The organism is Yinghuangia sp. ASG 101 (assembly GCF_021165735.1).
Classification (GTDB): Bacteria; Actinomycetota; Actinomycetes; order Streptomycetales; family Streptomycetaceae; genus Yinghuangia.
In genome coordinates this window covers 7,520,590-7,537,494 of the sequence record NZ_CP088911.1, presented here as the reverse complement: position 1 = coordinate 7,537,494, position 16,905 = coordinate 7,520,590, and the positions used below count along the sequence as shown (strand labels likewise).

Sequence of the window (16,905 nt, the reverse complement as noted above, 5' to 3'; positions counted from 1 at the left end):
GCTTCCTTGTCGTCTTCGCCGCGGACCCCGTCGGCGTGGTCATGGCCGGTCGGACGCACCGGGGAGTCGCCAGGTTGTGCGTCGCCTTTCCACGCGGAACTGTGGATCACCAAGTACGGTTGGTTGGCCGCGTCGACATCGAATCCGGGGAGCAGGACGGGAGCCTCCGCTCACGTCCATGTCCCGGTCCTCGTCGAGGAAGTCCGCGTATCCGTACCGGGTGAAGCGCCGGGCCATCTCGGCCACACCCATCAGGTGCGCCCGCTCCTCACCGAGTCTTTCCCGCGGCAACGGCGTCATCTCCATCTCGCGGATCGACGCCTGGTGGTAGGGCAGGCCCATGTGCTCCGCCCAGTATTTGAGGGACACCACCGGGCGGATATTGGGCTTCTTCAACGCCGTGAGCAATGCGGCGTCGAGTCCCTGGGCATGCAGGTCCACCCGCATGGGTCGCCCGGTGTCGGACACCGCTTGGAACATCCGGTCCCAGAACGCGTGCCGGTTCACGTCCCGAACGCCGCCTTCGTAGTGCACGCGGAAGGTGACTCCGTCGATCTCCGGGATCGTGCGCAGCAGTTCGGTCGGCGCCGCGGCACAGTAGTCGGCATGGGACTCCGGACCGATGCCGAGAACGGGGTGGCTGTGTCGCGCTCCGAGGCCGTAGTCGTACGCGTGGTTCCAGAGCCCGAGGTGAAAGCCCATGCCGCGCCGCCGGGTTTCCCGGACGATGGTGGCGAGGGATGCGAGATTTCGTTCCCGCTCCCCCGCGTCCACTCCCTGCGCACGGACCGGGAAGCCCGGCACATCCACGAGGAACGGGTACGGGAAACAGAGATAGTTGTCGGACGCGCCCGCGTTGGTGATCTCCGCGCCGTAGTTGTACTGGAGCCCCACGGCCAGGTGGAACCGGTTGAACCGCTGAGCGGCCAGGAAATCCAGGTATTCGTCCCAGAAGCGTCGGTCGTGAAACCACGGGGAATCCTCGTACACGCTCGAAAAGGCGCGCTGAATGCCGTGCACGGAAACCGCGGGACGGTGCTCCTCCCGCCCCACGCCGATCGTCTCGACCGCTCGCCCGTCGGTGATCCGGTCGGCGAGTTCGGTCAGGGCGTAGGACAGGCCGCGGTGATCCGATGCGGCGATGAGCACCCGGACCTCGTGACCGTCATCGGTGCACCGCTGCCGGTACGACTCGGGCGTCGACGGCGGCTCCGGGAATCCGTCAGGTCGCGGGGGCGACTCCGCCGCCGTGCGCGGCCCGATGACGAGGCGTCGGCTCGACCGGTCGGCCGTTCGGACGGCGGCGCGGACCCGGCCGAGCACCCAGGCGACCGTCTCGTTCTCCGCCAAAGGGCCCGGCGCCTCGAACCTGACCCGATCGGTCGCGCGAAACGTGGTCATCGTGCTGCGCCTCTCATGGATGGCCGCGAACCTCGGCCCGATGCCGTCGGCGTGTTTCGGCGAGCGTAGGGAAAACCGGGCTCACGAATCAACGAAAAGTACGACCGAAATTGAATTGATGAACCCCATCAATCGCCATGATGCCGGGCGGGACGGGACTCGGCGGCGCATGCTTGTATCGTGCGAGGAATATCCGCACGAAATCCCTTGCGATACGGCAACGAAGGCGTTGATTTCCCCGGGGTCGGACTCCTTTCCTCGTCGTGGAGTCACGCGTGAACACCACCCCCGGCCCCTCGCTGCCACCCGGACCGACCCGGGTCGTACCCCTCGACCTCGCCAAGCCGCTCGGCATCGACGACGGCCCGGCGACCAGCCCCGCGCTGCCGGCCGGCTTCGTCCGCATCAACCGCGGTGACCGGCTCACCCTGGAAACGGTCGCGACGTCGCGGCTCTACTGCGTGATGTACGGACGCGGAACGTCCCTCGTCGGCGGTCTCCTCGCACGCTGGGAGAAGGGGGACTTCCTGGTGCTTGCGGCCGCAGGCGAGGTCGTGCGGCAGACCCCTGGCGCCATCCGCGCCTTCTTGTTAGGTTACGCTAACCTAACTCGGGCGATGCGCCAGAAGGGAGCTGTCGTGTCGTCGAAACCCCGCACGCCGACGCAGAAGAAGAAGCGGGCTGTGTCCGGAGCGTCGGCCTTGCAGGATCTGCTGGCTCCGGTGCGTCGGCGGATCCAAGTCGCCTGCCTCCTCCAGGCAATCGCCTCGGTGGCCTCGGTCGTCCCGCTGGTGTGCGTCGTCGAGATCGCCCGCACGCTGGCCGAGGACGACGTCGATTCCGGCCGGGTCTGGAGCGCGGTGTGGGTCGCGGTCGCCGCGCTGGTGCTTCGGACGGTGACCGCCCTCGCCGCCGAGACGATCACCCATATCGCGGACCCGATCGTGCAGTTGAGCGTGCGTCGGCGCATGGCGGCACAACTGGGCCGTGTGCCGCTCGGCTGGTTCGACGAGCGCAACTCCGGGCTCGTCAAGAAGGCGTTGGGCGACGACGTCCGCGCACTTCACCACCTGGTCGGGCACACCTGTCTGGAGCTCACCTCCGTCGTCGTCACTCCGCTCGTCACACTTGGCTATTTGCTCTACGTCGACTGGCGGTTGGCGCTGATCGCCCTGGTTCCGACCATCGTCGGCATCGTCCGCTTCAGCCGCACCGCGCGCACCGTGCGGACACAGATGGCCGGGTTCCACTCCGCGGTCGGCACCCTGGTCGGTTCCGCGGTCGAGTACGTCGACGGCATCGCGGTCGTGAAGACGTTCGGGCAGGCGGGCAGGACACACGCCCGGTTCGCCGACTCGGCGACGGCCTTCCTCGACTCGTTCTGGGCCTGGAAGCGCAGGACGCTCGGCGCGTCCGCCGCGGCGGAGTTGGCGTTCGCCCCGTTCACGACACTGCTCGTCGCCCTCGCCGGCGCCGCGGCGCTGGTCCAGGCCGGCTGGCTCGCCCCGATGGACGCGGTCCCGTTCGTTCTGCTCGCTCCCTCGATCCCCGGTCCGTTCCTGGCAATTGCCTACGCACAGGGGCATCTCGGGCTGGCCCGATTGGCTGCCGACAGCATCTCCGGGGTCTTGTCCACACCTGTCCTTCCCGAGGCTGAGCATCCGGTCGTCCCCCAGGGTTCGGCGGTGGAATTCGAGCAGGTCCGGTTCGCGTACGACAACGACAACGACAACGAGGTCATCGGCGGTGTCGATCTGAGCCTGCGGCCGGGCACGGTCACCGCGCTCGTCGGTCCGTCCGGAGCCGGCAAGAGCACCCTGGCCGCGCTGCTCGCGCGGTTCTGGGACCCGACCGGGGGGCGCATCACCATCGGTGGAGTCGACCTCCGCGACATCGCCGCCGACGAGTTGTACCGCCATGTCGGCGTGGTCCTGCAGGACGTACGCCTGCTGCGGGCGAGCGTGCGCGACAACATCAGGCTGGCGCGCCCCGAGGCCGGCGCCGACGAGGTCGAGGCGGCGGCCCGGGCAGCCGGCATCGACGAGCGGATCCGGCGCCTGCCGGACGGCTACGACACCGTGCTCGGCGAAGCGGTCGCTCTCTCGGGCGGTGAGGCGCAGCGGCTGGCCATCGCCCGCACGCTGCTCGCCGACACTCCCGTGATCGTTCTGGACGAGGCGACCGCGTACGCCGACCCCGACAGCGAGGCGGCGGTCCAGGACGCGATCTCCCGTCTGGCGGTGGGCAGGACGCTGCTGGTGATCGCGCACCGGCTGCACACGATCGTCGGTGTCGACCGGATCGTGGTGCTCGACCACGGACGGATCGCCCAGACGGGAACCCATGACCGGCTGATCGCCGAGGGCGGCCTGTACGCCGAACTCTGGGACGCACACCAGTCCGTCCGCTCGGAGGTGTCGGCATGATCCGTCAACTGCTCGACCTGGCCGACCAGCCGGGGCGCCGCAACGCGATCCGCGCCAACATCGCGGCGCTGGTGCTCGAGTGCACGCTGGCCGCCACGAGCTACGTGCTGTTGGTCCCGACGCTGCGTGCGCTGTTGGCCGGGCACACCGCCGAGGCGTGGCGCTGGATCGCCGTGATCGCCGTCCTGCTGGCGGCGTACGGCGGCGTCCGGTTCCGGACGGAACTGGCGGCCTATCACTCCGCCATCGGAATCGGCCGCGCGTTGTTCACCAAGCTCGGCGTGCAGATCGCGCGGATGCCGCTGGGCTGGTTCGAGGATCGCGACCGGGTCGGTCAGGTCAGTCAGCTCGCCGGCAAGGGCGTGCTGGAGACGATGAGCGTGCCGGCACACATGTTGCGGCCTCTGGTCTCCTCGGTGGTCACCCCGCTGGTCGCGGTGATCGGCCTGTTCGTGTACGACTGGCGGCTCGGTGCGGTCGCCTTGGTCGGGCTGGGCGGTGTCGCCGTGATCGGACGCGTCAGCGCCGGGATGTTCGGCCGGGCCGAAGCCGTCGAGGATCGGGCCGCTGCCGAAGCCGCCGGTCGGGTGATCGAGTTCGCCCAGGCACAGACGACGCTGCGTTCCTCCGGCAGCGCCGCGTCCGGCTACCGATTGCTCGACGACGCTCTGGTCGAACAGTACGGAGCCCAGCGGGCGATGGTCGGCAGGGCCGCGCCCGGTCTGGTCGGCTCCGCGGTGTCGATCCAGCTCGTCGTGACTCTTCTGCTGGTGGTGTCGGCCGACCGGGCCCTGGGCGGAGCCTTCGACGCCGCCGAGTTCGCCGCGCTGATGGTGCTGGTGGTGCGTTACGCCGAGCCGCTGACTCTGCTGGCCCAGATGGGCTCGGCGGTCCGTACGGCCCGCAACTCTCTCGGTCGCGTCTCCGAGGTGCTCGCGGTCCCTCCCCTCCCGGAGAGCCCGGCGCCGCGACCACTGGGCGAACCCACGGTCGAACTCGACGACGTGACCTTCGGCTACGGCTCCGAGACGGTCCTGTCCGGTGTGTCGCTGTCCGCGCCGCCGCGGAGTCTCACGGCCCTGGTCGGTGCGTCGGGCTCGGGCAAATCGACCGTGCTCCGCCTGATCTCCCGCTTCTACGACGTCCGGTCGGGCGCGGTCCGCGTGGGCGGCGTGGACGTCCGGGACGCCTCCGCGGACGATCTCGCCGCGTCGATCGCGCCGGTCTTCCAGGACGTGTATCTCTTCGACGGCACCATCGAGGAGAACATCCGGGTCGGTCGACCGGACGCGTCCGCGGACCAGTTGCGGGACGCCGCCGAACGGGCCGGTGTCCGCGAGATCATCGCCCGCCTGCCCGAGGGCTGGGACACCCGCGTCGGCGAGCGCGGAGCTGCGCTGTCGGGCGGCGAACGTCAGCGGATCTCCATCGCGCGGGCGCTGGTGAAGGACGCGCCGATCGTGTTGTTCGACGAGGCGACCGCGTCCCTGGACGCCGCCAACGACGCTTCGCTCACCGACGTGATCGAGCGGCTGCGCGCCGACCACACGGTCATCGTGGTCGCCCATCGCCTGCACACCATCCGCAACGCGGATCGGATCGTCGTCCTCGACGGCGGCGAGGTCGCCGAGGTCGGCACCCACGACGAACTCCTCGCCGCGGGCGGGCGGTACACCGCGTTCTGGACCGAACGCACCCGCGCCGGAGGCTGGCGCCTCGTCGCGGCGGAGACCGAGCCGCGACGACGCCCGGACCCGACACGGTCGACACACGAAGCACCGGAGGCGTAGATGGCAGGCGACTCGCGTGGCTGGCAGGGCGCTGTGCTCAAGGCGATGCGCGCACCGGACTACACCCTCACCGTGACCGGGAAGAGCGAGATCACCCCGCACTTCCTGCGGGTGAGCTTCACCGCCGGGGGGATGCTGTCCGAGCGTGAGATCCACCCGACCCACTGGGTCCGGCTGTGGTTCCCCAACGGCAAGGGAGCGTTGCAGCAACGGGGTTACACCCTCGTGAACCCCGACAGCGCACACGACTCGGTCGACATCGACTTCGCCCTGCACGAGGGGATGGCCGCCAACTGGGCCGCCGCCGTCGAGCCCGGCGCGACCATCACCGCGACGGTGATGGGATCGAAGTTCGCCCTGCCGACCCCCGCGCCCACCGGGTACGTGATCGTCGGCGACACCGCGTCACTCCCGGCGATCCGCACACTTCTGGCCGCGATCGGCGACGCCCCGGCCAGGGTCTGGTTGGAGTGGCAGCACGAGGACGACCGGTCCATCCCGCTGCCCCACGGCGACTCCGCCGAGGTCACGTGGGTACGGCGCGCCGACTCCGGCGCCGCCCTGGTCGCTGCGGTGCGCGCCGCCGCGGTCGACTCACCGCACCACTTCGGGTGGGTGGCCTGCGAGGCCAGGACCACCCGCGCGGTCGTGGCCGTTCTGCGCGACGACTTCAAGATCGACAAACGTTCCGTCAAGTCGCAGGCCTACTGGGTCTCCGGCGGCTTGCTCGGCCGCCGGAAAAGCGACTCCTGAAACCACGGAGGATCACGTGATACCACCCAAGTCCGTCCGCGCCGTGTCCGGCCGGAGACGAAGCGCCGCGGCCGTCGCGGTGGCCATGACCATGGCCCTGAGTCTGGCGGCCTGCGGCTCCGGGGACGACGGCTCCGACGCGAAGGCCGACGCCCCCGGGGCCGCGGCCGGCGCGGATGCCTCCGCCGGGACCTTCCCGACCACGGTCAAGACGCGGCACGGCGATGTGACGATCAAGTCCGAGCCCAAGCGCGTTGTCGCGCTCGGCGCCACCACCGCCGACGAGCTGATCTCGCTCGGTGTGACGCCGGTCAAGGTCGCCGGCCCCGCCGAGGACGCCGCCTACCCGTGGGTCGCGGACAAGATCCATGACCTCGCCGCGCCGGACATGATGAACGCGAGCTTCGAGTTGAACGTCGAGGCGATCGCGAACGCCAAACCGGACCTCATCGTCGGGCAGGGCTTCGAGGCAGCCGACAAGGCGGTCTACGACCAACTCAGTTCGATCGCACCGACAGTCGTTCCGGACTCGACGTCGCTGAACGTCAGTTGGGACCAACGGCTGCGCACCACCGGTGCCGCCGTGGGCAGGACCGCCGAGGCGGAGACGCTGATCACCTCGCTCAAGGACGAGTTCGCCGCGATGGCCGGGAAGTACCCCGGAATCAAGGACAAGACGTACCAGCTGGTGCGTGCCGACAGCGGTGGCTACGCCTTCGGCAACGGGTCGCTCTTCGAACTGTTCGGCCTCAAGCCGGCGGCGAACCAGGACAACACGATGAAGAGCGCCCCGCTGTCGTTCGAGAACACCGACCAGCTCAACGCCGACCTGCTCGTGGTCTGGCCGATGGGCAGCGACATGCAGAACAAGGTCAAGAACGACACGGCGTTCCAAGCGCTGCCGTCGGTGAGGAACGGCACCAGTTACGTGGCCGACCTGGCGTTCGCGACCGCCGTGAACAGCCCCACGCCGACGGCGATGCGCTGGGTCAAGGACAAGCTCGACCCCGTGCTGGCCCAGCTTTCGACGTGAGCCCGTCGACCGACACCACCACGCCCACCGCGGCACGTCAGGGCGAACGGCGGGCTCCGACCGCCGCCACGCGAGGCTCGATCCTGCTCGTGGCCCTCGTCGCGCTGGTCCTGGTGGCCTTTCTCAGCGTGGCGGTCGGCTCCAAGGTCCTGCCACTCGGCACGGTGTGGCAGGCCCTTGTCCACCGCGACCCCGTGAACCCCGAGCACGACATCATCTGGGTGTACCGGGTCCCCCGCACCGGGCTCGCCGTCACGGTGGGAGCCGCACTCGGTGTGTCCGGCGCTCTCGCCCAGGCGATGACCCGCAACCCGCTCGCGGATCCGGGCCTCCTCGGGGTGAACTCCGGGGCGGCATGCGGGGTGGTGCTGGCCATCGGCACGTTCGGGCTCACCTCGATGGCGGGCTATCTCTGGTTCGCGTTCGCCGGGGCGCTGCTCGCGACCGCGGCGGTGTACCTCATCGGCGCCGTGGGCCGCGGGCCCGCGGACCCGGTGCGGCTCGTCCTCGCGGGGATGGCGCTCAGCGCCGTACTCGTCGGGGTGACCAACGCACTGAGCCTGCACGACCCGCGGGCGTTCGACGGGATGCGCAACTGGACCGCCGGATCGGTCGTGGGGCGCGAGTGGCACGCGGTGTGGCCCGTACTCCCGTTCATCGCTCTGGGCCTGGTGACGGCCGTGGCCGCGAGCCGCGCGCTCAACGCGGTCGCGCTCGGGGACGACCTGGCACGCGCGACGGGTGTCAACCTGACCGCGAACCGGATCCTGGTCCTCATCTCGGTCACGCTCCTCGCCGGGGGCGCGACCGCGATCGCGGGCCCTGTCGGGTTCGTCGGGCTCATGGTCCCGCATGTGGCGCGGTGGCTCGTCGGCCCGAACCAGCCGTGGATCGTCGCGCTCAGCGCGCTGCTCGCCGCGATCCTGCTGGTGGCCTCCGACGTGATCGGACGGGTGATCACGCGCCCCGGGGAGGTGCCCGTCGGCGTGGTCACCGCCTTCGTCGGGGCCCCACTCCTCGTCGTTCTCATCCGGCGCAATCAGGTGCGTGAACTGTGACAACCACCCTTCGACCCACCAGGGTCGACTTCGGTCGCCGGACCCTGCGCTGGCGTCGGCTGGGCCTGCGGGTGCGCTTCGACGTACGAACGATCCTGGTCAGCGCCGCGCTCGGGGCCGCCGCCATCGCCGTGGCACTGCTGTCGCTGGTCACCGGCGACTACGAGATGTCGCTCGGCGAGGCGATCGGGGCGATCGGCGACCCGGACGCGGGGTTCGCCTACACCGTCGTCAACGAATTCCGCATGCCCCGGATCCTGGCGGCGCTGTTGTTCGGCGCCGCACTCGGCGCCGGCGGGGCGATCTTCCAGTCGATCACCCGGAATCCCCTGGCGAGTCCGGACATCATCGGGATGTCCGCCGGGTCCCACACGGGAGCCCTCGTCGTGCTCACCTGGATAGGAGGCTCCTTCCAGCAGGTGGCACTGGGGTCGGTGATCGGTGGACTGGGAACCGCCGCGCTGGTGTACGTGCTGGCGTACTCGCGCGGTGTGCAGGGGTACCGCATGATCGTCGCCGGCATCGCGGTCGCCGCGATGCTGACCTCCCTCAACACATGGCTGCTGCTTCGTGCCGAACACGACACCGCCGTCATGGCAAGTGTGTGGAACATCGGCACGCTCAACGGGACGAGTTGGAGCCAGGTCCGGGGCAGTGCCCTCACGATCGGGGTGCTCCTGGCCCTCGCCGGGGTGATGGCGCGTGGGATGCGACAGCTGGAACTCGGTGACGAGGCCGCGCGAGCGCACGGAGTTCGGGTCGAACCCGTTCGCGTCGCCTTGATCCTCGTCGCCGTCGGGCTCACCGCCACCGTGACCGCGGTGGCCGGGCCGATCGCGTTCGTCGCGCTCGCGGCCCCGCAGATCGGGATCCGGTTGGCACGCAGCGCCGGCATGAGCCTGCTTCCGGCGGCCACCACCGGCGCGCTCCTCCTGTGCTCCGCCGACTTCGTCGCCCAGCACGTCCTCCCCGAACAGATGCCGGTCGGCATCGTCACCGTCGTCCTTGGAGGCGTCTTCCTCGTATGGCTCCTCATCCACGAGACAAGGAGCCGCGCATGAGCAGGCTGTTCCCCGGAGTCGGCCCGTCCCCCGAAGCCAGCACGGGCATGTCGCGGTTGCGGGCCGAGGGAGTCACCCTCGGCTACGAGCGGCGCACGATCAGCACCGATCTCAGTGTCTCGATCCCGGACGGCGAGTTCACCGTCATCATCGGTCCGAACGCGTGCGGCAAGTCCACGCTCCTCCGCGCCCTCGCGCGACTCGTCAAACCCCGCACGGGGCAGGTCGTTCTCGACGGCCAGGTGATCAGCCGCTACAGCGCCAAGGAAGCCGCCCGCATCCTGGGCCTGCTCCCCCAAAGCTCGCTCGCACCGCCGGGAATCACGGTCGCCGACCTGGTGGCACGCGGACGGTACCCGCATCAGGGCCTGATCCGGCAGTGGACGGACGACGACGAGAACGCGGTCCTGGACGCGCTGGCCGCGACCGGGGTGACGGAGCTGTCCGGACGCGCCGTCGACGAACTCTCCGGCGGACAGCGGCAACGCGTATGGGTCGCGATGGTGTTGGCCCAGCGAACTCCTCTTCTGCTGCTCGACGAACCCACGACGTACCTGGACATCGCCCACCAGATCGACCTGCTCGAACTGTTCACCGATCTCCACCACGCGGGCAACACCCTGGTGGCGGTACTCCACGACCTGAACCAGGCGGCGCGCTACGGCACCCATCTGATCGCGATGAAAGACGGTGCGGTGGTCACCGAGGGCAGCCCCTCCGCGGTGGTCACCGCCGAACTCGTCGAGGAAGTCTTCGGCCTGAGCTGCGTCGTGGTCCCGGACCCGGTCACCGGTACCCCGTCGGTCACACCTCTCGGACGCCACAGCCTTCGGAAAACCCCGGACCGGGCGTCGGCCGCCGTGCGGTGAAGGGGTCGCCCGCGCGGAGCGGGGCCGCGCCGGCCGCGGGTCGGGCAGACCGCCACCGTCAGCAGTCCCCGCATGCGGGCTCGCGCCAGGTCGGGGTCGGGGCAGAAGCCCGGCCGTGTCGGCGAGGCGGTAGGCCTCGGCCAGGTGCGGGAGGGAGCGTGCGGTGTGTGCGCCGCCCACCATGGCGAATCCGTCCCGCAGCGCGGCCGAGCCCCCGGGCCACGGCCGAAGCGGCTGAACGGGGTGTCGCGTCCGTGGTCAGGTGTGGGTGATGAGGGGGAAGCGCTTGTGGGTGTGGTGTTTTCGGGTTCCGCGCCGCTCGTGGTCGAGGGATCGCGGATCGGCCCCGGCGCCCGGTGGATGAACGGGTCGGCTGTGGGGAGGACGCGGATCGTTGCCGTCGTCTTGCCCTGGGAGCGTTCGTGGTCAGCGGCCGGCTGTGTGGTGTTTGCTCAGCCCGTAGCCGCCTGCCTGGGGGAACTGGTGCAGTGCGGTGTGCGGGGAGTGGCGTTGTGCATGCCCCCGCGGGATGTCGAAGGGCTTGGGGCCGGACCATTTCACGCCGAAGCCCAGCGCCGCGGCGCCGAAAGAGCGTCGTTGTTCGATGACGGGGAGTACGTGTGTCTCCACAGCGTGGCGCATGGTGCTTTCGTCGAGCGGTTCCCCGCCCCACAGCCGGACGGCCGGGTTGACGCGGTCGGCGAGCCACTGCGCGCTTTCGTGGGCGTGGCGCCGTGCCTGCTCGGTGGGGAGACCCGCGCAGGTGTTGGCCAGGCGTCCGGCCTGCTTGACCGCGTCGAAGACCGCGACGAACCGACGCCACAGAGCGACGTTCCGGCGGAGGTTGGCGGAGACCGCGGGTATCGCCCGGTCATGGGCCCGGTCGACGATCGCCTGCTGCTGCGCGGGAGGGTAGCGCCCCCAGACCAGCATCATCGTCAAGGTGTGGTGGGGGTCGTGCCAGCCGACGAGTTCCGGATCCCAGAGCCATAAGCGGCCGTTCTTCGTCCCCAGGTTGCTCGGGTGCATGTCGGGGTGGGCGGGCCGCAGCGGGACCGGGCCCATCCTTGCCACCGCCGCACGTGCGGGTGCCACCGGATCGCGGGGAAAGCCGAGGGCGTGCAGGAAACCGCTCCAGTGGAGGTAGTGCACGCGTGCGGCGGCATCCAACTCGGAGAGATGCAGCGCGCGGTACCCCTGATCCGTCCGGGGCACCGCCACCGGAGCCTCGCGGCCCAACTGCGCCCGGACGTAGCGAACGTAGTCCGGTGGCATGGCGCCGGTCGGCGGCGGCAGCGGTATGTCCTGCAAGTCCCGCCAGGCGTCCGCCAGTTGATCGGCGAGTTCCGGGGCTATCGCCTCGCCGCGCGGGGGGAAGGGTCGTACGTCTGTCTCGTGGCGCTGGATCAACACGCTGCCGTCGTCGGCGGCGTACAGCGTGGTGGGGATGTTGTCGAAGCGGGTCCGCAGTGCCGTGTAGACCTCCGACTCCAGGTACGCGGTGCGCCAGGCGATGGGTTCCCGCTCCCCGATCGGCAAGGGCGTGCGCACGTTGCGCCATTCGCCGGTGACGGGGTCGCGTACCGGAACGTTGCTGTTGAACAGCCCTGCCCGCGCCGCCGTCGAGTCCGCGGCCACCGTCCGCCTCGCCGCATCGACGAACCAATTGGCTTCCCGGCTGGAGTACACGAACTTCCCCTGGGGGTACGTGTCGTGGGGCTCCAACCCTCGCCCTTCCATTCCGGAGTCGGTGACCAGGAGGCGAACAGGCGGTCATGCCGCGCTGTGCCCGAGCAAGGCTTCCACAGGAGTGGCATGGCGATCAACGCAAGGGTCAGCTCATCTGCCGTCGATATCGGTGGAGCGATCGAGCCTCGTCGCGGGGCCGTCCGGAGCGGTGCCGACGCCGGTGAGCTTGTCGGGGTTGCGCACGACGTCGAGGGCGACGATCCGGTCCCGGTCGACCAGGAACGCGACGACCGACACCGCACCCCCCGACTCCCGCAACACCAGACCCGGCGTCCCGTTGACACTCCTCACCTCCACATCGACCACCGCCCCCGTGGACACCGCGAGCAGGAACTCCGCAACGTCCCGCGCGCCGTGCTTGACCGACAGCAGCGCACGGACCTTTCCCCCGCCGTCCGCCCGCAGCACCACCGCCGGGTCGAACAACCGCATCAGGGCGTCCAGGTCCCCGCTCAGACACGCCTGGGAGAACGCGGCGACCAACTCGCTCTGCCTGGCGCGCGTCGCGGGGAACCGCGGGCGCTCCCGGCCGACCTGCCGCCGCGCCCGCGAGGCCAGCTGACGCACCGCGGCCGACGAACGACCGACCACCTCGGCGACCTCGTCGAACGACAGACCGAACACATCGTGCAGCAGGAACGCCGACCGCTGCGCCGGCGACAACTTCTCCAACACCACCAGCAGCGCCATACTCACCGACTCGTCCAACGTGACACGATCCGCCGGATCGGCAACCGGCTCCCCCACCAACGGCTCCGGCAACCACGTCCCCACATAACGCTCCCGCCGGACCCGCGCACTGCCCAGGACGTCGAGAGCCAGGCGGCCGACCGTCGTCGTCAACCACGCCGACAGGTCCCGGATCACCCCCGGATCGTCAAGACCCCGCAACCGCAGCCAGGCGTCCTGCACACAGTCCTCGGCCTCCGCCAGCGAACCCGTCGTCGCGTACGCGACGCGCAGCAAACGCGGTCGTTCACGTTCGAAAACCCGCACGAGGTCATCCTCGTCGGAGAGACCGGCGCCGGAGTCGTCGCCGGGCTCGGTGGTCACACCCTCGGTCGGGTCTTCCTCGATGTCGTCCATGCCTTCAGGACGACGTTCCCCCGTCTGATGTGACATCGCCGCGGCCGACGGGCTTGTCGCTCCCCCGCGTCGGGCCCGTCCCCGCCGGTCGGGCGTCATCGGCTCGCCCCGTCGGGGGCCGCGTCCCGCTCCTCGTGGGGGCGCAGGCCGTCCATCACCACGGCCAGAAGCCGATCGGCCTGCTGTTCCCCGTCGGGTTCGCACTCGGTGACGAACGCGATGGCGTTGACGAGTTTGAGCACTTGGGCCGCGGTGACGTCGGTGCGGACCGCGCCGGCCGACTGGGCGCGGTCGATGAGGGCCGACGCGGCGGCGAACATCGCCTCCCGGCACCAGGCCACGTCGGAGCCCTCGTCGCGCAGGGCGATCATCACCGCCGTCGCGAGGCCGCGTGAGGTGCTGCCCTGCCGGGCGAGTTCCCGCAACCAGGTCGCGAGCCCCTCGGCCGGGGACGGCGTGGCGAGCAGTGTCCTCGCCTGCGAGCACAGGGCGTCGATCCGGTCGTGGTGGACGGCCTGCAGCAGCGCTGTCCGGGTCGGGAACCGGCGGTAGAGGGTCGCGTTCCCGACGCCGGCGTGGCGGGCGATGTCGTCCATCGGGACGTCGACGCCTCGTTCGGCGAAAACCTCGCCGGCGGCGCGGACCAGACGTTCGTAGTTGCGCTGTGCGTCGGCGCGGAGCGCGGGCCGGGGCGGTGGTGCGGTCATGGCGCCCTCCGATTGAGATCTGGGGAGACTCCCCATATATTACCGGGACACGGAACTGGGGAAACTCCCTACTTATGTCGCGCCCGGCCCACCCCGGGAGCCTGACGACGTTCCGCACACAACCCGGAGGCAGCTGTGACGACGCATCCCACCGTGCTGGTGACCGGAGCGACCGGCCTGCAAGGCGGCGCCACCGCGCGGCAACTCCTGGCGGCCGGCGCGCGGGTGCGAGCCCTGGCCCGTGACCCCCACGCGCCCCGGGCTCGGGCCCTGGCCCAGGCCGGCGCCGAGGTCGTGCGGGGCGACATGGACGACCGCGCCTCCCTCGACGCGGCGATGCGGGGCGCGCACGGCGTCTTCAGCGTCCAACCCACCATCGGCTACCCCGGCACCCCGCCCGGCTTCACCATCGAGGACGAGATCCGCCTGGGCGTGAACGTGGCCGACGCCGCGAACGACGCCGGGATCCGGCACCTCGTGTACGCCTCGGTCGGCGGGGCCGAGCGTTCGCCCGGCATCCGCCGCTGGGAGAGCAAATGGCGGATCGAGGAGCACATCCGCTCCCTGGGCCTGCCCGCCACCATCCTGCGTCCCGTCCGGTTCATGGAGAACCACTCACACCCCACGACTGGAGTGCGCGAGGGCGTGCTGTCGGACGTGGTCAAGCCCGATGTGCCGGTCCAGCTCATCGCCGCCACCGACATCGGCGCGTTCGCGGCCCTCGCGTTCACCGACCCCGACCGCTACGTCGGAAGGGCACTGGAGATCGCCGGGGACGAACTCACGTTCCCGCAGATCGTCGCCGCGATCGGCCTCGCCACCGCTACCGCCGTCACGTACCGCGCGATCCCGCGCGAGGCCCTGACCGGCGCCGATCCCGACGCGCGCGCGGGCTATGACTTCGCCAACCATCGGGGCGGCTGGCAGGCCGACATCCCCGAGCTGCGCAAGCTGCACCCGGACCTGATGGACTTCGACACCTGGCTGCGTACGGAGGGCAGGGCACAGTTCACGTCCCGCGGGCCCGTCTGAGACGCGGCGTCGCACACGTCGGCGCCGGGGCGCCGCCGAGCCGAAAACGCGCGGCACGGCTCCGTCGATCAGCACGGTCGTGGAGCGGCCGAAGGCGCCCGGCGCGGTTGTCGTCGCCGAGGTCGCCGGGTCAGTGGGAAGCCGCCACTCCGTGCATGAGGAATTCCACCATGCCCCGGATTTTCTCCGCATCGGGAAAGTCATACTCGGCCGACAGAAGCCCGGCGAAATATCCGATCAGCATGTCGCAGATCAGACGCCGGTCGGCCGACTCGGCCAACTCGTCACGCGCGGCGGCCTGTTCCAGGACGGCCATCACGATCTCGAAACGCCGCTCGTTGAGTTCCCGCATGATGTCGCGGATCATCGTGTCGCGGCAGGCCTCCCTGAGGATTTGACGCGACAGCCCGTACATCGGCTGTGTCCCGTAGACGGCGGCGATCCCGGCGACCAGCTCGTACAGGTCACCGGCCAGCGACCCGGTGTCGGGGACACTGACCCGGAAGGTGCCGGTCTGCCCGATCGCCTCAAGCAGCATGTCCCGCTTGGTCGGATAGCGCCGGAACACACTCGCGCGCCCCACTCGGGCACGAGCCGCCACCTGGTCGTACGTGACTTCCAGACCGTGCTCCGACACCAGTTCCATGACCGCCTTGTGGATGGCGGCGTCGACCTCCGGATCCGGTTTCCGGCCGCGTCCTCTGGGATTCATGGTCCTCCGTCGTCGTTCACACCCCCTGGTCGGGCGGCGAGTTCCCTGTCGAGGAGTCTACGACGCTCGGGTGTCGCCCCTGTCCGCCCCCGGGCCGCGATCGCCTCGGGGAGGCGAGTCGGACGAAGGGCGGTTGCCGTCGCTCAAGGTCGGAGATCAGAGCACGGATCCGAGCCGTCCGGCAACCGGCCGATCACGAACGCACCGACGAATGTCCGGACGAGGAAGGCGCGTTCGGACTCGGACGCACGTGGGTGAGGTATTCGGGGTCCGGCGAAGGACATCGGGGCCTCGGTGCCGTGGTGTCGGACAGGGACCCCGGACCAGGCCGCCGGACGTCGGCCGGGGTCCTGATGCGGCGTCACCGCGCGCGTGCCGCAACGGCCGACCATGGGCGGGTCGTGTGGCCGGTGGGCCTCGGTCGCGGGGTGGCAACTCATTCAATTCTATACTTGGAGTATCTGATACTTTGAATCTCGCCCCGCTAAGGATCCGAGACGTCGTCTCGAACCCGGGCCCCTGGTCCACCCGGTCCGCGAAGTAGGTGACGAGCCATGAGTGTTGCCGATATCCGTCCCCCCTCCGACCCACCCGACGCAGCCTCCGACCCGGGCGTCCTGCTGGCTGCCGGGGAGGGGCCCGCGTGGGCCGGATCGCTGTTGCGTCCGTTGTTCGACTATCGGCCCACGCGTCAGTCGGATCCGGATGCCCGGGGCCTGATGGTGACCCTGGGAACGTGGCTGCACGCGGAGCGGCCCGCACACCGTGAACTCGATCTGCACCGCAACACCCTCGCCCAGCGCCTGCGACACATCCAGGGTGTGCTCGCCGTGGACCTCGGCAGACTGGCCGACCGTGCGGCGCTGTCGCTGGCACTGCGCGTGATCGGGGCGAGCGGCGGCCATTGGATGTCGGAGCCGGTGTCCAGCCGACCGACCCTGGACGCGCTGATCGCCGCCCCCGGCATCCGTTCCTGGGCGCGGCTGCGGATCGGACCACTGCGCACGCTTCCCCGCGAGGCCGGCGTCACCACGCTGTACACGTGGCTGTCCCACGATGCCCGGCTCATGCCGACCGCGTCCCACCTGGGGATCACCGCGCCGGGCGTACGCAAGCGCCTCGGCCGTGTCGAGACCGCTCTCGGCACCGCGGTGGTCAGGCGTCCGTCCGCGCAGTACGACCTGTGGCTGGCCTTCCGTGCTCTCGGCTTCGACGGTGTCGGGTGATC

The 16,905-nt window shown here is 70.2% G+C and carries 14 protein-coding genes; 9 read left to right on the top strand and 5 right to left on the bottom strand.

What is annotated here, in order from left to right; genetic code table 11:
• Positions 1–39: 39 nt before the first annotated feature.
• Positions 40–1,401 carry a hypothetical protein gene (locus LO772_RS32215; protein WP_231775561.1) on the bottom strand — a complete coding sequence of 454 codons (1,362 nt, stop codon included), beginning with the start codon at positions 1,399–1,401 and terminating at the stop codon, positions 40–42.
• 275 nt (positions 1,402–1,676) lie between these two features.
• Between LO772_RS32215 and LO772_RS32210 the strand changes: the two genes are divergently transcribed.
• Genes LO772_RS32210 through LO772_RS32180 form a run of 7 tightly spaced genes read left to right on the top strand, consistent with a single transcriptional unit; the run spans position 1,677 to position 10,391 of the window.
• Positions 1,677–3,827: an ABC transporter ATP-binding protein gene (locus LO772_RS32210; RefSeq protein ID WP_231775560.1), complete on the top strand. Its 2,151-nt coding sequence runs from the start codon at positions 1,677–1,679 to the stop codon at positions 3,825–3,827.
• On the top strand, positions 3,824–5,617 hold the full coding sequence (locus LO772_RS32205) for an ABC transporter ATP-binding protein (RefSeq protein WP_231775559.1): 1,794 nt from the start codon (positions 3,824–3,826) through the stop codon (positions 5,615–5,617). Before LO772_RS32210 ends, LO772_RS32205 begins: the two co-directional genes overlap by 4 nt.
• Positions 5,618–6,370 carry a siderophore-interacting protein gene (locus tag LO772_RS32200; protein ID WP_231775558.1) on the top strand — a complete coding sequence of 251 codons (753 nt, stop codon included), beginning with the start codon at positions 5,618–5,620 and terminating at the stop codon, positions 6,368–6,370. It begins immediately after the preceding gene.
• 16 nt (positions 6,371–6,386) lie between these two features.
• Complete coding sequence (locus LO772_RS32195; protein WP_231775557.1) at positions 6,387–7,403, top strand: ABC transporter substrate-binding protein; 1,017 nt, start codon at positions 6,387–6,389, stop codon at positions 7,401–7,403.
• Positions 7,400–8,461, top strand: coding sequence for a FecCD family ABC transporter permease (locus LO772_RS32190; RefSeq protein WP_231775556.1), 1,062 nt, complete (start codon positions 7,400–7,402; stop codon positions 8,459–8,461). The genes LO772_RS32195 and LO772_RS32190 overlap by 4 nt, the downstream gene beginning before the upstream one ends.
• Positions 8,458–9,522, top strand: a complete 1,065-nt coding sequence (locus tag LO772_RS32185; protein WP_231775555.1) for a FecCD family ABC transporter permease — start codon at positions 8,458–8,460, stop codon at positions 9,520–9,522. Before LO772_RS32190 ends, LO772_RS32185 begins: the two co-directional genes overlap by 4 nt.
• Positions 9,523–9,569: 47 nt before the next feature.
• Positions 9,570–10,391 carry an ABC transporter ATP-binding protein gene (locus LO772_RS32180; RefSeq protein ID WP_231779794.1) on the top strand — a complete coding sequence of 274 codons (822 nt, stop codon included), beginning with the start codon at positions 9,570–9,572 and terminating at the stop codon, positions 10,389–10,391.
• A gap of 426 nt (positions 10,392–10,817) precedes the next feature.
• On the opposite strand, the gene LO772_RS32170 is transcribed toward LO772_RS32180, so the two are convergent.
• The 3 genes from LO772_RS32170 to LO772_RS32160 all read right to left on the bottom strand — a co-directional run bounded on the left by LO772_RS32170 (position 10,818) and on the right by LO772_RS32160 (position 13,933).
• Positions 10,818–12,116: a phosphotransferase family protein gene (locus LO772_RS32170; RefSeq protein ID WP_231775554.1), complete on the bottom strand. Its 1,299-nt coding sequence runs from the start codon at positions 12,114–12,116 to the stop codon at positions 10,818–10,820.
• Positions 12,117–12,230: 114 nt separating this feature from the next.
• Positions 12,231–13,226: an RNA polymerase sigma factor SigJ gene (gene sigJ, locus LO772_RS32165; protein WP_231775553.1), complete on the bottom strand. Its 996-nt coding sequence runs from the start codon at positions 13,224–13,226 to the stop codon at positions 12,231–12,233.
• Between the two features lie 95 nt (positions 13,227–13,321).
• Positions 13,322–13,933 (bottom strand): TetR/AcrR family transcriptional regulator, encoded by a 612-nt coding sequence (locus LO772_RS32160; RefSeq protein ID WP_231775552.1) that lies wholly within the window; start codon positions 13,931–13,933, stop codon positions 13,322–13,324.
• A 135-nt stretch (positions 13,934–14,068) separates the two neighbouring features.
• Between LO772_RS32160 and LO772_RS32155 the strand changes: the two genes are divergently transcribed.
• Entirely contained in the window at positions 14,069–14,965 is an 897-nt protein-coding gene (locus LO772_RS32155) for an NmrA/HSCARG family protein (protein ID WP_231775551.1), read from the top strand.
• Positions 14,966–15,095: 130 nt separating this feature from the next.
• On the opposite strand, the gene LO772_RS32150 is transcribed toward LO772_RS32155, so the two are convergent.
• Positions 15,096–15,677: a TetR-like C-terminal domain-containing protein gene (locus LO772_RS32150; protein WP_231775550.1), complete on the bottom strand. Its 582-nt coding sequence runs from the start codon at positions 15,675–15,677 to the stop codon at positions 15,096–15,098.
• 554 nt (positions 15,678–16,231) lie between these two features.
• Between LO772_RS32150 and LO772_RS32145 the strand changes: the two genes are divergently transcribed.
• Positions 16,232–16,903 carry a helix-turn-helix domain-containing protein gene (locus LO772_RS32145; RefSeq protein ID WP_231775549.1) on the top strand — a complete coding sequence of 224 codons (672 nt, stop codon included), beginning with the start codon at positions 16,232–16,234 and terminating at the stop codon, positions 16,901–16,903.
• Positions 16,904–16,905: the final 2 nt, after the last annotated feature.

What these genes read in the sequence shown, in the direction of transcription:
- LO772_RS32215 (WP_231775561.1), bottom strand. Translation starts at nt 1,401, where the DNA reads ATGACCACGTTTCGCGCGACCGATCGGGTCAGGTTCGAGGCGCCGGGC.
- sigJ (WP_231775553.1), bottom strand. Translation starts at nt 13,226, where the DNA reads ATGGACGACATCGAGGAAGACCCGACCGAGGGTGTGACCACCGAGCCC.
- LO772_RS32145 (WP_231775549.1), top strand. Translation starts at nt 16,232, where the DNA reads ATGAGTGTTGCCGATATCCGTCCCCCCTCCGACCCACCCGACGCAGCC.
- LO772_RS32200 (WP_231775558.1), top strand. Translation starts at nt 5,618, where the DNA reads ATGGCAGGCGACTCGCGTGGCTGGCAGGGCGCTGTGCTCAAGGCGATG.
- LO772_RS32205 (WP_231775559.1), top strand. Translation starts at nt 3,824, where the DNA reads ATGATCCGTCAACTGCTCGACCTGGCCGACCAGCCGGGGCGCCGCAAC.
- LO772_RS32160 (WP_231775552.1), bottom strand. Translation starts at nt 13,933, where the DNA reads ATGACCGCACCACCGCCCCGGCCCGCGCTCCGCGCCGACGCACAGCGC.
- LO772_RS32180 (WP_231779794.1), top strand. Translation starts at nt 9,570, where the DNA reads ATGTCGCGGTTGCGGGCCGAGGGAGTCACCCTCGGCTACGAGCGGCGC.
- LO772_RS32150 (WP_231775550.1), bottom strand. Translation starts at nt 15,677, where the DNA reads ATGAATCCCAGAGGACGCGGCCGGAAACCGGATCCGGAGGTCGACGCC.